General features: G+C 71.5%; 16 protein-coding genes. 7 read left to right on the plus strand and 9 right to left on the minus strand.

All coding sequences use genetic code 11. The features are described from left to right. Positions 1–52 precede the first annotated feature (52 nt). Positions 53–1,048: an NADPH:quinone oxidoreductase family protein gene (locus tag ACFQO7_RS04610; protein ID WP_376805204.1), complete on the minus strand. Its 996-nt coding sequence runs from the start codon at positions 1,046–1,048 to the stop codon at positions 53–55. Then, a complete protein-coding gene (locus ACFQO7_RS04615; protein ID WP_360527603.1) occupies positions 1,048–1,497 on the minus strand; it encodes a MaoC family dehydratase in 450 nt (149 codons plus the stop codon). The genes ACFQO7_RS04610 and ACFQO7_RS04615 overlap by 1 nt, the downstream gene beginning before the upstream one ends. 109 nt (positions 1,498–1,606) lie before the next feature. Between ACFQO7_RS04615 and ACFQO7_RS04620 the strand changes: the two genes are divergently transcribed. After that, entirely contained in the window at positions 1,607–2,239 is a 633-nt protein-coding gene (locus tag ACFQO7_RS04620; protein ID WP_376805205.1) for a TetR/AcrR family transcriptional regulator, read from the plus strand. 108 nt (positions 2,240–2,347) lie between these two features. Then, positions 2,348–2,617, plus strand: a complete 270-nt coding sequence (locus ACFQO7_RS04625) for a GlsB/YeaQ/YmgE family stress response membrane protein (RefSeq protein ID WP_203699596.1) — start codon at positions 2,348–2,350, stop codon at positions 2,615–2,617. 86 nt (positions 2,618–2,703) lie between these two features. Here ACFQO7_RS04625 and ACFQO7_RS04630 read toward each other — a convergent pair whose 3' ends face one another. Continuing rightward, positions 2,704–2,901, minus strand: a complete 198-nt coding sequence (locus ACFQO7_RS04630) for a hypothetical protein (protein ID WP_360527612.1) — start codon at positions 2,899–2,901, stop codon at positions 2,704–2,706. Between the two features lie 264 nt (positions 2,902–3,165). Then, a complete protein-coding gene (locus ACFQO7_RS04635) occupies positions 3,166–3,591 on the minus strand; it encodes an MmcQ/YjbR family DNA-binding protein (RefSeq protein ID WP_361042600.1) in 426 nt (141 codons plus the stop codon). A gap of 66 nt (positions 3,592–3,657) precedes the next feature. Here ACFQO7_RS04635 and ACFQO7_RS04640 point away from each other — a divergent pair, with 66 nt between their 5' ends. After that, positions 3,658–4,041 carry a VOC family protein gene (locus ACFQO7_RS04640; protein ID WP_376805206.1) on the plus strand — a complete coding sequence of 128 codons (384 nt, stop codon included), beginning with the start codon at positions 3,658–3,660 and terminating at the stop codon, positions 4,039–4,041. A 66-nt stretch (positions 4,042–4,107) separates the two neighbouring features. Here the strand turns inward: ACFQO7_RS04640 and ACFQO7_RS04645 are convergent, their stop codons facing one another. The 3 genes from ACFQO7_RS04645 to ACFQO7_RS04655 form a co-directional block, all read right to left on the minus strand. After that, positions 4,108–4,680, minus strand: coding sequence for a hypothetical protein (locus ACFQO7_RS04645; protein ID WP_376805207.1), 573 nt, complete (start codon positions 4,678–4,680; stop codon positions 4,108–4,110). A 53-nt stretch (positions 4,681–4,733) separates the two neighbouring features. Further along, on the minus strand, positions 4,734–5,486 hold the full coding sequence (locus ACFQO7_RS04650; protein ID WP_376805208.1) for an SDR family oxidoreductase: 753 nt from the start codon (positions 5,484–5,486) through the stop codon (positions 4,734–4,736). 150 nt (positions 5,487–5,636) lie between these two features. Then, positions 5,637–7,985 carry a family 20 glycosylhydrolase gene (locus ACFQO7_RS04655; RefSeq protein WP_376805209.1) on the minus strand — a complete coding sequence of 783 codons (2,349 nt, stop codon included), beginning with the start codon at positions 7,983–7,985 and terminating at the stop codon, positions 5,637–5,639. 218 nt (positions 7,986–8,203) lie between these two features. Here ACFQO7_RS04655 and ACFQO7_RS04660 point away from each other — a divergent pair, with 218 nt between their 5' ends. Further along, positions 8,204–8,401, plus strand: coding sequence for a hypothetical protein (locus tag ACFQO7_RS04660; protein WP_376805210.1), 198 nt, complete (start codon positions 8,204–8,206; stop codon positions 8,399–8,401). 7 nt (positions 8,402–8,408) lie between these two features. Here the strand turns inward: ACFQO7_RS04660 and ACFQO7_RS04665 are convergent, their stop codons facing one another. Beyond that, the gene (locus ACFQO7_RS04665; protein WP_376805211.1) at positions 8,409–9,152 is read right to left on the minus strand and encodes a maleate cis-trans isomerase family protein; all 744 of its coding nucleotides are present in this window, start codon (positions 9,150–9,152) and stop codon (positions 8,409–8,411) included. After that, entirely contained in the window at positions 9,149–9,694 is a 546-nt protein-coding gene (locus ACFQO7_RS04670; RefSeq protein ID WP_376805212.1) for a TetR family transcriptional regulator, read from the minus strand. Before ACFQO7_RS04670 ends, ACFQO7_RS04665 begins: the two co-directional genes overlap by 4 nt. 81 nt (positions 9,695–9,775) lie before the next feature. Here ACFQO7_RS04670 and ACFQO7_RS04675 point away from each other — a divergent pair, with 81 nt between their 5' ends. The 3 genes from ACFQO7_RS04675 (at position 9,776) to ACFQO7_RS04685 (ending at position 12,271) form a co-directional block, all read left to right on the plus strand. Next, positions 9,776–10,669, plus strand: a complete 894-nt coding sequence (locus ACFQO7_RS04675; protein ID WP_376805213.1) for a DUF4437 domain-containing protein — start codon at positions 9,776–9,778, stop codon at positions 10,667–10,669. Positions 10,670–10,765: 96 nt separating this feature from the next. Then, positions 10,766–11,422, plus strand: a complete 657-nt coding sequence (locus tag ACFQO7_RS04680; RefSeq protein WP_376805324.1) for an HAD family hydrolase — start codon at positions 10,766–10,768, stop codon at positions 11,420–11,422. 78 nt (positions 11,423–11,500) lie between these two features. Further along, the gene (locus ACFQO7_RS04685) at positions 11,501–12,271 is read left to right on the plus strand and encodes a CYTH domain-containing protein (RefSeq protein ID WP_376805214.1); all 771 of its coding nucleotides are present in this window, start codon (positions 11,501–11,503) and stop codon (positions 12,269–12,271) included. The last annotated feature ends 80 nt before the right edge of the window (positions 12,272–12,351 follow it).

The following is a 12,351-nucleotide window of genomic DNA, read 5'->3' on the forward strand; positions in this document are numbered from 1 at the left end:
CGCTCGGCTCCGTCGTGACAGGCGGGGCCACTGGTTCGCTCGCTGCGCTCGCTCACGGTCGCACCACCAGGCGGCCGACGGTCTCGCCCGCGCCGAGGCGGGTCAGTCCGTCCACGGCCTCGGCGAGGCCGATTACGCCGCCGATCAGCGGCTGCACGACGCCGTCGGCGGCCAGGCCGCACAGCGTCTCGTGCGCCTGCACGACCAGCGCCGGATCGAGCTGCCGGTACAGGCCCCAGTGCACGCCGACGATCGAGTAGTTCTTCACCAGGGCGTGGTTGAGCCCCGGCGTCGGCACGGTGCCGCCGGCGAAGCCGACGACCAGGATGCGGCCCTCGAACGCGACGCACTTGGCCGAGCCCGTGTACGCGTCGCCGCCCACCGGGTCGAAGACCACGTCCGCGCCGCGGCCGCCGGTGGCCGCCTTCACCGCCGCGATGAAGTCCTGCTCGCGGCGGTCGATCACGAGGTCGGCCCCGAGCTTCGCGGCGACCTCGGCCTTCGCGGCCCCGCCGACGACCGCGATCACGGTCGCGCCCGCGGCCTTGCCGAGCTGGATCGCGGCACTGCCGACCCCGCCCGCGCCCGCGTGGATCAGCAGCGTCTCGCCCGGCTGCAGCCGCGCCCGGCGATGCAGGGAGAACCAGCCCGTCTGGTACGCGATGTGCATCGCCGAAGCCTGCACGTCGTCCAGCGCGGCCGGGGCGGGGAACGCGTCCGCGGCCTCGACCAGCGCATACTCGGCCAGCGCGCCGAAGGGAAGCGCGGTGGTGCCGATGATCCGGTCGCCCTCGGCGAACCCGGCGACCTCGGCCCCGACCGCGACGACCTCACCGCACAGCTCCACGCCGGGCGTGAACGGCAGCGGCGGGCGCACCTGGTACTGCCCCCGGACCAGCAGCACGTCCGGGAAGTTCAGCGCGGACGCGCGCACCCGTACCAGCAGCTGGTTCGCGCCCGGGGTGGGAACCGGGGTCTCGACCAGGCTCATCACGTCGGCCGGCTCGCCGTTGGCGGCGGCCTGCCAGGCCCGCATCGTCGCGGCCATCAGAGGTACATCCGCGACACGGTCTCGGCGACGCAGACCGGCTTGTCGCCGCCCTCGCGCTCGATGGTCACCTGCGAGGTCAGCTGCACGCCGCCCTCGACGTCGTCGACCGACAGCAGCTTCACCGTCGCCCGCACCCGCGAGCCGACCGGCACCGGCGCGGGGAAGCGCACCTTGTTGGTGCCGTAGTTGACGCCCATCTTCACGCCCGGCACCCGCAGCGCGTCACCGGCCAGGAACGGGATCAGCGACAGCGTCAGGTAGCCGTGCGCGATGGTGGTGCCGAACGGGCCCGCGGCGGCCCGGGCCGGGTCGGTGTGGATCCACTGCAGGTCGCCGGTGGCCTCGGCGAACATGTCGACCCGCTTCTGATCGATCTCCAACCATTCGCTGGTGTTGACGACGGTGCCGACGGCGGCACGCACGTCGTCCAGGGAGGCGAAGGCCATGATGTGAACCCTTCCACGGTGAAGGCTGGCGAACTAAGTAAGCGCTTGCTTAGGATGCCGGTATGGAAGGGTGCTGTCAACGCTTCACCCCGAACCGTGGAGGACCCCGATGAACACCGCCGCCGCCGACCTCGACGAGGTCGCGATGCTGGAACGGGCCTGGCACGACGTCAGCCCGGCGCCCGCCCGGCGGCTGCTCATCGCCGCCGTCCAGGCCTTCGCCGAACGCGGCTACCACGCCACCACCACCCGCGACATCGCCACCCGGGTCGGCATGAGCCCCGCCGGGGTGTACGTGCACTACCGCTCCAAGGAGGAGCTGCTGCACCGCATCTGCCTGGTCGGGCACCGGCACTCGCTGGTCGCCCTGCGCGCCGCCGCCGCCCGCAGCGACGACCCCGTGCGGCAGCTACGCGACGTCATCGGCGACTTCGCCGCCTGGCACGCCCTGTTCCACACCCCGGCCCGCGTCATCTCGTACGAGCTCAACGCCCTCGAACCGGCGCACCTCACCGAGATCACCGCGCTGCGGCACGAGATGGACCTGGTGGTCCGGGCGACCCTGGAACACGGCGTCGAGCAGGGCGTCTTCGACGTGCCCGACATCCCCGGCACCGGCCTGGCCCTGCTCTCCCTCACCGTCGACGTGGCCCGGTGGTACCGCACCTCCGGCCGCCGCGCCCCCGAGGACATCGGCGCCCTCTACGCCGACCTCGCCGTACGCATGGTCCAGGCCCGCTGACCCCGGCGGTCCCGGCCTCGCCGCTGCAAAGCAGACGGTGCGGTGGTTTGCCGGGCCGAGTGGGCGGGCAGACAGGCGGCAGTGGATGTCATGCGCAAAGGAGGAATCATGACTGTCGCCGGAATCATCTCGGCTCTCATCGTGGGTCTGATCATCGGCGCGCTCGGCCGGCTGGTCGTGCCGGGCCGTCAGGGCCTGCCGATCTGGCTGACCATCGTGGTGGGCATCGTCGCCGCACTGATCGGCACCGCGCTCGCGCAGGCCGTGGGCGTGGCCGTCACCGATGGCGTCGACTGGATCGAGCTGCTCTTCCAGGTGGGTCTGGCCGCGCTGGGTGTCGCGCTGCTCGCCGGTGTCCGCGGTCGCAGCACCGTGTAAGGCACAGCTGGGTGGACGCGGGGGCCGGGACGGCGATGTCCCGGCCCCCGCGTCGTGACAACCGAGTGCCGTCGAATCCTGCGAAGTCAGTCGCGGCTGGCGCGGCGGGAGGTGCGCTCGTGGTCGTCGGCGATCAGCACGGTGGCGACCAGGCCCGCGACGACGATGCTCAGGAACCAGGTGTCGTCATCGGACAGCCACGCGGTGAACGGCGCATACGCTGCCATCAGCAGGAACGCGGCCCACATGCCGCGCCGCTGCGCGCGGCTCAGAAATCCAGTCATCCGAAAAGGGTGCCATCGTCGTATTACGAGCACGGACACTCTTTCGGATGAATCTGCCCCCGAACAGGTTTACCGCCCCGGCTCGACGGCAACAGACGATGGCAACCCGGTCAGGCGTCGATAGCCGGAACGGCCCCGGTGAACCCGCTGTGGCTCAGGGGCGCGCGGCGTCGGCGTGGTCGAACGGCCGGACCAGGAGCCGCTCGGTGCGCAAGACGGTGGTGGACACCGGGGAAGAGTACGGCCACAGCCGCCGGTGATTGTTCAGGCCGGCGGGTTCTCGGCGAGCCACACGGACGCCCGGCGGGCCGAAGCGCGCGACAGCCACGCGTCCTGGACCAGCTCGGCCAGCTCCCGGCGGCTGATCTCACCGATCCGGCAGGCCCGCAGCAGCACCGACGGGTGGCCGTTGAAGTGCGCGGTGGTGAAGTACGGCGAGGACTCGTCCTGGACCATCGCCTGCTTGTCGGCGTCGGAGCCGACCCAGAAGACGATCACGTCGGGGTAGCGCTCGCCGGTGTCGGGGTCGACGGCGTCGGGCCGCGGATTGCGGAAGAAGATGAACGACTTGCCGCCCACCTGGTAGACGGGGTTCTCGCCGGTCCCGTACTCGACGGTCACGTGCGGCATGGCCAGGGCCAGCTCGTGCACGTCGTCGACCCGGGCGGGCCGCTCGTCAGCGTCGGACACGCCCTTGAGCATATGCCGCGGCCTGCCGGTTGGACGGCCGCACGACCGCGGCGACAGGATGGGAGGATGCGTTCTCGAACTGCCGGCATGTGGTGGGGCACCGCGATCGAAGCTCCCGACCCCGCGGCGCTGGCACGGTTCTACGCCGAGCTGCTCGGCTGGCCCATCGTCCACGAGGAGCCGGGCACGACGGTCGTCGCGCCGCCACAGGGAGCCGTCTACCTGGTGTTCCAGCAGGCCACCGACTACCGGGCACCGGTGTGGCCGCCGGTCGAGGGTGCGCAGCGGCCGATGATGCACTTCGACTTCCAGGTCGGCGACCTCGACTCCGCGGTCGCCGACGCGCTCGCGCTGGGCGCCTCGCTCGGCGCGGCGTCGCCGCGGGCGAACGTACGCGTGTTGCTCGACCCGGCCGGGCATCCGTTCTGCCTCTGCCTCGATGAGGGCTGACGGCGACGAGGGCGGTAGGCGTGCACGGACGTGACGGCGGGGCTGTCGGCGGGTGGTGCGGATGCGTCAGCGGTCGCCGTCCCCGTGGGCAGGCTCAGCCGCCGCGCGTCGTCGGCGGCGCAGGACGAGCGCCCATCCGGCCGCGGTCAGCAGCAGTGCCGTGCCGAGCGGCCAGGGAAAGCCGACCAGCAGCGTGAGCCAGCTGCCGACCGGGTCCGTGCGCTGCCAGGTCGTCTCGACCGTGTGCCCACCGTCCGGGCCGCCCGGATACATCGGCGGGGTCATCGGGGTGTAGACCAGGCCCACCGTGTCGCCGCCGAAGCGGTCGCCCAGCTCGTGGAACAGGGCAGCGCTCAACCGGGTGGTCTCGATCTGGACGCGGCCGTCCGTGCCCGTGTAGAGGGCGGTCCACCCACGGTATTCCGTGGCGATCAGTTCCTCCGTGATCGCGTCGAGCGCCGCGACGCGGGTGCCCGATGATGTCGGGCGCGCGTCGAGCAACGGGAGCGCCACCCCAGTCAGCGGCACGCCGGACCAGTGGCGCGGACCGAACCCGGCGGCAGCCGTCGACAGCACCAGCAACGGGGTCAGTACCGCCACGCAGAGCGCGGCGAGCACGGCGTCGCGAACGCGAGTCATGCACCGTAGACGCCAGTGGTGGGGTCGGCGGTTGCCGATAGGTCTCGCGCCGGTCAGGTCGCGTCCCGTTGCCCCAGCAGCCATTCGTCGAAGGTGGTCGGGGCGATGCGGGCGTTCTTCTCGGGCAGCAGCACGTCGCCGGCCATCTCGACGGTGAGCGCCGTCGACCAGGTGGGTACCAGTTTCACGGTGCGCCCGCGTGCCTCGTTGGTGCGCCGGGCCATGTCCACGAGGTCCTGCGGTTCGGGTCCGGCGACGTCCCGGTGCCGGCCCTGGGGCTCGTCGACGGCGACCTCGGCGAGCACGTCGGCGATGTCGGCGGGGGCGATCGGCTGCATCAGCAGGGGCGGGACCGGTGCGACCCCGTCCTTCTCGGTCCAGCCCACGACCGTCGCGGCGAAGTCGTGGAACTGCGTGGCCGGGACGATCGTCCACGGGACCGGACCGGTCTCGACGAGGCGTTCCTGCTCGCGTTTGCCGGCGTAGTGCGCGTTGCCCTCGATGCGGCCGACGCCGACGATCGAGAGCAGGACGTGGTGGCGGACTCCGGCGCGTTGCTCGGCGGCGAGCAGGTTGCCGGTGGTCGTGTGGAAGAAGTCCACTGTCTCGGTGCGGTCGCGCGCCGGTCCGTTGGTGGTGTCGATGACGGCTTCGACGCCGGTCAGCGCGTCGTCCAGTCCTTCGCCGGTCGACAGGTCGACACCGAGCGAGCGGCTTATTCGAACCACGTCGTGACCTGCGCGCTCCAGCGCGGCGACGGTGAGCGAGCCGATGTTCCCGGTGGCCCCGGCGACGGCGATACGCATGACGTCCGGTCCTCACCTCGTCGGAGACCTCATGGACATGGGCCATCGTATGACGGTGCGCTCGCCGCGTCCGGGATTCGCCCGCAGCAGCACGTCACCGGTCTGCGGCCCCGGTGACGCGCTGCTGGGGTGACGAGGTGCTCAGGCGGCTCAGGTGAGCGCGAAGCTGTCGATGTCGAAGAGGCTGCCGGTGCCGGTGAAGACGAGGTACTGCGGTCCGGAGCCGGTGCCGATGGTGGTGGTGACGTCGGTGTAGTTGCCCCAGCCGCCGGTGTTGGCGACGGTGACCGAGCCGAGCAGTGGGCCGGTGGCTGAGCCGGTGCGGATCTGGAGGGTGCCGCCGTTTCCGCCGGAGGAGACGCGTGCGGTGAAGCCGGTCTTGCCTGCGGGGTTGACGCCGGAGAATCCGATCCAGTCGCCGTTTTCGAGGTAGCCGACGCGGTTGCCGCCGTGGGCGTTGGCGTCGGCGACGATCTGCACCCCGGACTGCGAGGTGTACGACTCCGCCTCGACGCGGGTCGCCGGTGGCGCGGTGCCGGTCAGGGCGAAGCTGTCGATGTCGAAGAGGCTGCCGGTGCCGGTGAAGACGAGGTACAGCGGTCCGGAGCCGGTGCCGATGGTGGTGGTGACGTCGGTGTAGTTGCCCCAGCCGCCGGTGTTGGCGACGGTGACCGAGCCGAGCAGTGGGCCGGTGGCTGAGCCGGTGCGGATCTGGAGGGTGCCGCCGTTTCCGCCGGAGGAGACGCGTGCGGTGAAGCCGGTCTTGCCTGCGGGGTTGACGCCGGAGAATCCGATCCAGTCGCCGTTTTCGAGGTAGCCGACGCGGTTGCCGCCGTGGGCGTTGGCGTCGGCGACGATCTGCACACCCGACTGTGCGGTGTAGGACTCGGCCTCGATGCGGCCGGTCGCGGGCGGGGTCGTCCAGGGGACCTGCGGTGAGCGGTAGAAGTTGATGTTCTGAGCTGTCCAGCGGGGGCCCTGCGCGCCCAGGCGCGTCTTGAACGTGTCCCAGTTGCGGGCCGACTGCGGCGACCAGGCCAGCTCGGCGAGAGCGGGCAGGCGGGGGAAGGCCATGTACTCGATGTCGGCGAGTTTGGTGATGGTCTCGCTCCACAGCGGGGCTTCGACGCCGAGGATGGCGCCGGCCGGCACGCCGGGCAGCAGGGTGGCGGGGTCCCAGTTGTAGGCGGTCTGCACCTCGATCAGACCGGCCCAGGTGAGGCCGAGCGGGGTCTGGTTGGTGTACTTCATGTCGAGGTACGCCTTGTTGGCGGGCGACATCACGACCTTGGCGCCCTTGCTCACCGCGGCGCTCAGGTCGGCGTCGGAGGTGCTGGTGCCCCAGTACTGGGCGATCCGGCCGGGGGAGTGGTCGGCCTGGCCGACCTGGTGCCAGCCCATCACGGTCTTGCCGAGGGCGTCGACGTACGGCTGGACGCGGTTCATGAAGGTGCGGTAGTCGGCGTCGGAGGTGCTGTTGGCCTCGTCGCCGCCGAGGTGCAGGTAGGGGCCGGGGGTGAGGGCTGCCAGTTCGGTGAGGACCTGCTGCACGAAGGTGTAGGTGACCTCCTTGCCGACGCACAGCGAGCTGAACCCGACGCTGGTGCCGGTGTACAGCGGCGGGGCGGTGTCGTTGCAGTTGAGTTCGGCGTACGAGGCCTGGGCGGCGTTGACGTGCCCGGGCATGTCGATCTCCGGGACGATGGTGATGTGCCGGGCGGCGGCGTAGTTGACGAGGTCGGTGTACTGCGCCTTGGTGTAGTAGCCGCCCGCGCCGCCGCCGACCTGGGTGCTGCCGCCGACGGTGGCCAGGCGCGGCCAGGCGTCGATGACGATGCGCCAGCCCTGGTCGTCGGACAGGTGCAGGTGCAGCGTGTTGATTTTGTACTGGCTGATCTCGTCGAGATACCTCTTGACGACGTCGACGCCGAAGAAGTGCCGTGACACGTCGAGCATCGCTCCGCGGTAGCCGTAGCGCGGGTAGTCGACGATCCTGCCGCCGGCGACCTCCCATGGTCCGGGCTGGACGGTGCGCGCCTCGACGGCGGCGGGCAGCAGTTGCCGCAGGGTCTGCGCGCCGTGGAACAGCCCGGCCGGGGTCTGCGCCCGGATGGTGATCAGTGCCGCGGTCACGTCCAGCTGGTAGCCCTCGGTGCCGACGCTGGGGTCGGCGCCGGTCAGCAGCAGCGCGATGCCGCTGGTGGGGGTGCCGCTGGTGGTGGTGACGGGCAGCGCGTACCCGGTGGAGGGGCGCAGGAGGTCGGCGAGGTGGGTGCCGACGGCGGTGGCGGCCGGCGAGCCCGTCGGGGTCTGGATCGTGGCGGCGGCCGGCAGCGTGTAGGTGACGCCGGTGGCAGGCTGCACCGACACCGGTGCGGGCACGACGCTCTGGAGGCTCAGGGCGGCGGCGTGGGCCGCGGGGGCCTGGATGATGCCGACGAGCCCGGAGGCGGCGGCGACGGCGGAGACGAGCAGAACTTGCCGGACACGACGATGCACGACACCCTCCAACGGAACGGTAAAGTTACCTTCCAGTTAGACGGCAGGCTATGTCCGGCGGTCGGCGCTGTCAAGCAACGGTCGCGATGTCCGGATCGGCCGGTCGCACCTCGGCGACCCGACCGGACCTACCGGGCGATCGGTGATGTCTGACCGCAGTTCACCGGCTGGGGCCGCCCGGCCTGGCTGATCGAATAGCCTGGTCATGGGAGGTTCAGATGCGCCGGATCGTGCTGGTGGTGGTCCTGGCGTGGTTGGCCGCCGGGGTGATGGCGGGGGCGAAGCGCGACTACTTCACCGGCGGCGCCGCCGACTGCGACCAGGTCTCGACGATCGCGGCCACGATCCTGGCCGGCCCGTTCAACTACACGGGCGCGGACCCGACCGTCAGCTGTCAGGGTGCGGGTGGCGGCTGACGGCCGGTCAGTGCTCGCGTAGCAGCCGACCGCACCCGGTGACCTGGTCGGACAGCCCGTGCTCGCGCAGCGCGTGCCACAGCGTGGCCGCGTTGATGGCGATCACGGGTTTGTTCAGCTCGGCTTCGAGCCGGTCGGCCTGGGCGACGAAGGACAGGTTCGTGCCGACCTGGACGACCGCGTCGACGTCGGGCCCGTCGAGCGAGGCCACGACCTCGTCCAGCCGCTGCGCAGGGACCCGGGCGATGGCCATGGCGGTGGGGCAGCGCAGCCCGGTGATCGCGGTGACGTCGAAGCCCGCCTCGGTGAAGAATCGGCCGACCTCCTTGTCGGCGATCGGCTGGTACGGCGAGAAGACCGCGATCCGGCGGCAGCCCAGCTCGGTCAGCGCGGCCCGGCACGAGCTCGCCCCGGTGGTGACCGGCAGCCCGCTGCGGTCCCGCAGGCGCTGCTCGAAGGCGGCGTTTCCGGCCACGCCGCCCCAGAACGTCTCGGCGGACATGCCCATGACGAGCCGGTCGGGTTCGGCGGTGAGCACGTCGCGCACGGCGGTGTCGATCGACGCGCGGATCTGGCCCAGCAGCGCCTGGAAGTCCTCGTCGCCGCCCATGACGGGGTTGGGGATGTGCATGGAACCGGCCCGGTAGGCGATTCCGGTGACCCCGGCGGTCCAGTAGTCGTGCTCGACGACGGTGTTCGTGCTGGGCACGATCACCCCGAAGACCGCGCGGGGGCCCACGTTGTTGGTCATGCGTGGGCCAGCCGGGTGGCGAGCTCGTCGACGGTGCGGTGCGCCCGGGTGCGGGCCGTCGGCCGGTCCAGCAGCAGGGCGTCGACCAGCAGCGGGGACACGATCGCGGCGACCGCGTCGTCGCGCTGTGCGGTGGCGACCCCGGCGGCGCGCAGCACGTCGTGGAACGGGGCGAGCAGGTCGCCGACGTAGCGATGGCGCAGCTCGGCCTCGGCCGCGGCGGTCAGGGCCTGCAGCAGGGCCGCGACGGGCCGGTCGCGCAGGCGGTTGCACAGCAGGTCGACCTCGGCGTGCAGGTCGTGGGCCAGGTCGCCGGAGCGTTCGGCCGGGCCGAGCGGGGCCACGGCGATGAGGGCGGCGAGCACGTCGTGCGGGGTCGGCCAGTGCCGGTAGATCGTCGAGCGGGACACCCCGGTGACCGTGTGCAGCCGCTGCGGGGTCAGCGCGGCGGCTCCTTCGGCCAGCAGCAGTTGGAGCGCCGCGGTCAGCACGACCGTGGTCGTCTCCGTAGCCGGCCCCGCGGGGCGTCCGGTTCGCGTCATGGTCTTAACGATACACCTTGTCTCGGAAACGGGTAACCGCTACATTCCGTACTGGAAACAGTTCCGGGAAGGGAGACCACGGTGCGGCCCCACGTAGAACTCATCGACGAACGCGACCTGATTTGGCACATCGCCGAGTTCCAGCACGCGCAGGGCGCTGCCGAGCAGCGCAACCTCAGCTACGACGAGGAGGACGGCTCGGCGTCGCTGAAGGTCAGGTTCACCGGCGACTGGTCCCGGCCGGCCGGCATCCACCGCGCCGACACCGAGTGGTACGTCCTGTCGGGACAGGTGACCATCGGGGAGACGGTGCTCGGCCCCGAGGGCTACTGGACCGCGCCCGCGGGCGTGCTGACCCCGCCGCTGACCGTCGCCGCGGGCACCGAGATCCTGCTGTTCCGCGAGCACGGCGACTGGAGCTTCGAGCCCGCGGACAGCTCGCTCGACACGGTCCGCGCCGACCAGGAACTGATCGTCCTGGACACCGCGCAGATGCCGTGGATCGACGTCAAGGACGGCAGCCCGATGCGCTTCGACCTCGGCGGCACGCCCGTGCCCGGCCTCTACATCAAACTCCTGCACCGCGACGCGAAGACCGGCTTCTACACGCGCCTCATCAAGGCCAAGCCGGGCTGGCGCGAGGTGCCGATGGCCCACCACCCGTGCAGCGAGGAGGCGTACTGCCTGGACGGCGGGTTCGACTACAACTACGGCAAGATGTGGCCCGGCGCCTACTTCTGGCGGCCGCCGCTGATCCGCCACGGCGACTTCACCGCCGACGCCGAGACCGGCTGCACCTGGATCGTGCGCTCCGACAGCGACCTCGTCGACTGGTACACCGACAACGCCCGCGTGGTGATGCAGGGCGACGCCACGAACTGGGGCGAGGGCTACCCGCACAGCGCCGCGCCCCGCTTCGTCGAGCCCGTGCGCTCGCGCTCCATCGGACGGTGGGCCGACCCCAGCTACCAGTGACCGCGGCCGCCGGGTCGCGCCACAGTGATCACGAATGAGGCATTGACGGCCCATTCTATGATCCACTGTCGGCGCGACCCGGACGGAGGCACGTTGGTGATCGACGTGGTGTTCTTCGACGTCGGCGGAACGATCCTCGACGAGTCGTACGAGTTCCACACCTGGGCGGACTGGCTCGGCGTGCCACGGCACACCATGTCGGCGGTGCTCGGCGCGGTGATCGCCCGAGGGCTCGACTATCAGGAGACGTTCCGGGCCTTCCGGACCGACTTCGACATCGTGGCCGAACGCGAGCGCCGCGCGGCCGCCGGCGTGCCCGAATCGTTCGGGGAGGACGACCTCTACCCCGACGCGCGGTCGTGCCTGGCCGCCTTGAAGGACCAGGGCCTGCTCGTCGGCCTGGCGGGCAACCAGCCGGCCCAGGCCGAGACGCTCCTGCACGATCTCGGTCTGCCCGTGGACGTGATCGGCACGTCGGAGGGCTGGGGCGTGGCGAAACCGGCGCCGGCCTTCTTCGAGCACGTCGTACGCGCAGGCGGCGGCGACGCCTCGACGATCCTGTACGTCGGCGACCGGCCCGACAACGATGTGCGCCCGGCCGTGGCCGTGGGCCTGAAGACCTGCCTGATCCGGCGCGGCCCGTGGGGGCACATCCTCGACCTCCCGGCCGTGGCCGAGCAGGCCCTGTTCCGCATCGACGCGCTGGACGAGCCTCCGGGCCTGGTCGCGAAGCACAACGCGGCGCACGGATAGGCCCCGGGCGGTGCGCCGAAAGTGGGACCGGCCGGATGCGCGGTAACCGGGATCGGGGCGCGCTCGTTGCGATCACACGTGACCCCTGAAATCCGACTGCCCCTGAGTGGTCGTTACGCCGTCCCGGACGTCCCGGCGTACCTCGACGCGTGCGACACGGTCGAGCTGAAGGCCGTGCTGACCGAGGCGGAGGGCCGGGCGGCCGCGCGCTCGCTCGGCTTCGACCTCGCCGACGCGTCGACCCGGCACGTCTACTACCTGGACACGCCCGCTCTGGCGCTGGAGGCGGCCGGGGTGATCGTCCGGATCCGCCGGACGGGCGACGCCGGAGCCGACACGACGGTGCGTATCCGCCCGGCCGATCCGGCCGCGCTCGATCCGGAACTGCGCCGCCGCAAGGGCTTCAACGTGGAGCTGGACATGGCCTCCCACGGATTCGTCTGCTCGGCGTCGCTGAAGACGCGACTCGCCGGGGCTACCGTCGCCGCTGCCGTGTCCGGGCGTACCGCGCCGGGCGGGCTGTTCACGCCACGGCAGCGGCGGTTGTTCCAGGCGTACGCGCCCTGCGGGGTGAGCCTGGACGGGCTGTCGCTGTTCGGCCCCGTGCGGGTGCGGCGGCTGGCCGGCACGGCGCGCGGCTGGCAGCAGCCGCTGGCGCTGCAGCTGTGGGAGTTCCCGGCCGAACCGGTCCTGGAACTGTCGAGCAAAGTCGCCGCCTCGGATGCCGCGACGGCCGTGACGCGCTGGCCGACCTTCCTGGACCTGCACCGGGTGATCCCGAGACTCTTCCGGCACACGAAGTCGCAGACCGCGCTGCGCGTGTCGGCGTCGCGGCCCGCCTACGGCTGAGCCGCGACGGTCACGCCGGTGAGGCGCGCATGATCAACCGAAAGTGGGGGAGACGGGCCGGCCGGTGACCGGGCAGAATG

This window comes from Catellatospora aurea, from assembly GCF_042663325.1.
In the GTDB taxonomy this organism is placed as follows: Bacteria; Actinomycetota; Actinomycetes; order Mycobacteriales; family Micromonosporaceae; genus Catellatospora; species Catellatospora aurea.

What these genes read in the sequence shown, in the direction of transcription:
- ACFQO7_RS04610 (WP_376805204.1), bottom strand. Translation starts at nt 1,048, where the DNA reads ATGGCCGCGACGATGCGGGCCTGGCAGGCCGCCGCCAACGGCGAGCCG.
- ACFQO7_RS04615 (WP_360527603.1), bottom strand. Translation starts at nt 1,497, where the DNA reads ATGGCCTTCGCCTCCCTGGACGACGTGCGTGCCGCCGTCGGCACCGTC.
- ACFQO7_RS04620 (WP_376805205.1), top strand. Translation starts at nt 1,607, where the DNA reads ATGAACACCGCCGCCGCCGACCTCGACGAGGTCGCGATGCTGGAACGG.
- ACFQO7_RS04625 (WP_203699596.1), top strand. Translation starts at nt 2,348, where the DNA reads ATGACTGTCGCCGGAATCATCTCGGCTCTCATCGTGGGTCTGATCATC.
- ACFQO7_RS04630 (WP_360527612.1), bottom strand. Translation starts at nt 2,901, where the DNA reads ATGACTGGATTTCTGAGCCGCGCGCAGCGGCGCGGCATGTGGGCCGCG.
- ACFQO7_RS04640 (WP_376805206.1), top strand. Translation starts at nt 3,658, where the DNA reads ATGCGTTCTCGAACTGCCGGCATGTGGTGGGGCACCGCGATCGAAGCT.
- ACFQO7_RS04645 (WP_376805207.1), bottom strand. Translation starts at nt 4,680, where the DNA reads ATGACTCGCGTTCGCGACGCCGTGCTCGCCGCGCTCTGCGTGGCGGTA.
- ACFQO7_RS04650 (WP_376805208.1), bottom strand. Translation starts at nt 5,486, where the DNA reads ATGCGTATCGCCGTCGCCGGGGCCACCGGGAACATCGGCTCGCTCACC.
- ACFQO7_RS04660 (WP_376805210.1), top strand. Translation starts at nt 8,204, where the DNA reads ATGCGCCGGATCGTGCTGGTGGTGGTCCTGGCGTGGTTGGCCGCCGGG.
- ACFQO7_RS04665 (WP_376805211.1), bottom strand. Translation starts at nt 9,152, where the DNA reads ATGACCAACAACGTGGGCCCCCGCGCGGTCTTCGGGGTGATCGTGCCC.
- ACFQO7_RS04670 (WP_376805212.1), bottom strand. Translation starts at nt 9,694, where the DNA reads ATGACGCGAACCGGACGCCCCGCGGGGCCGGCTACGGAGACGACCACG.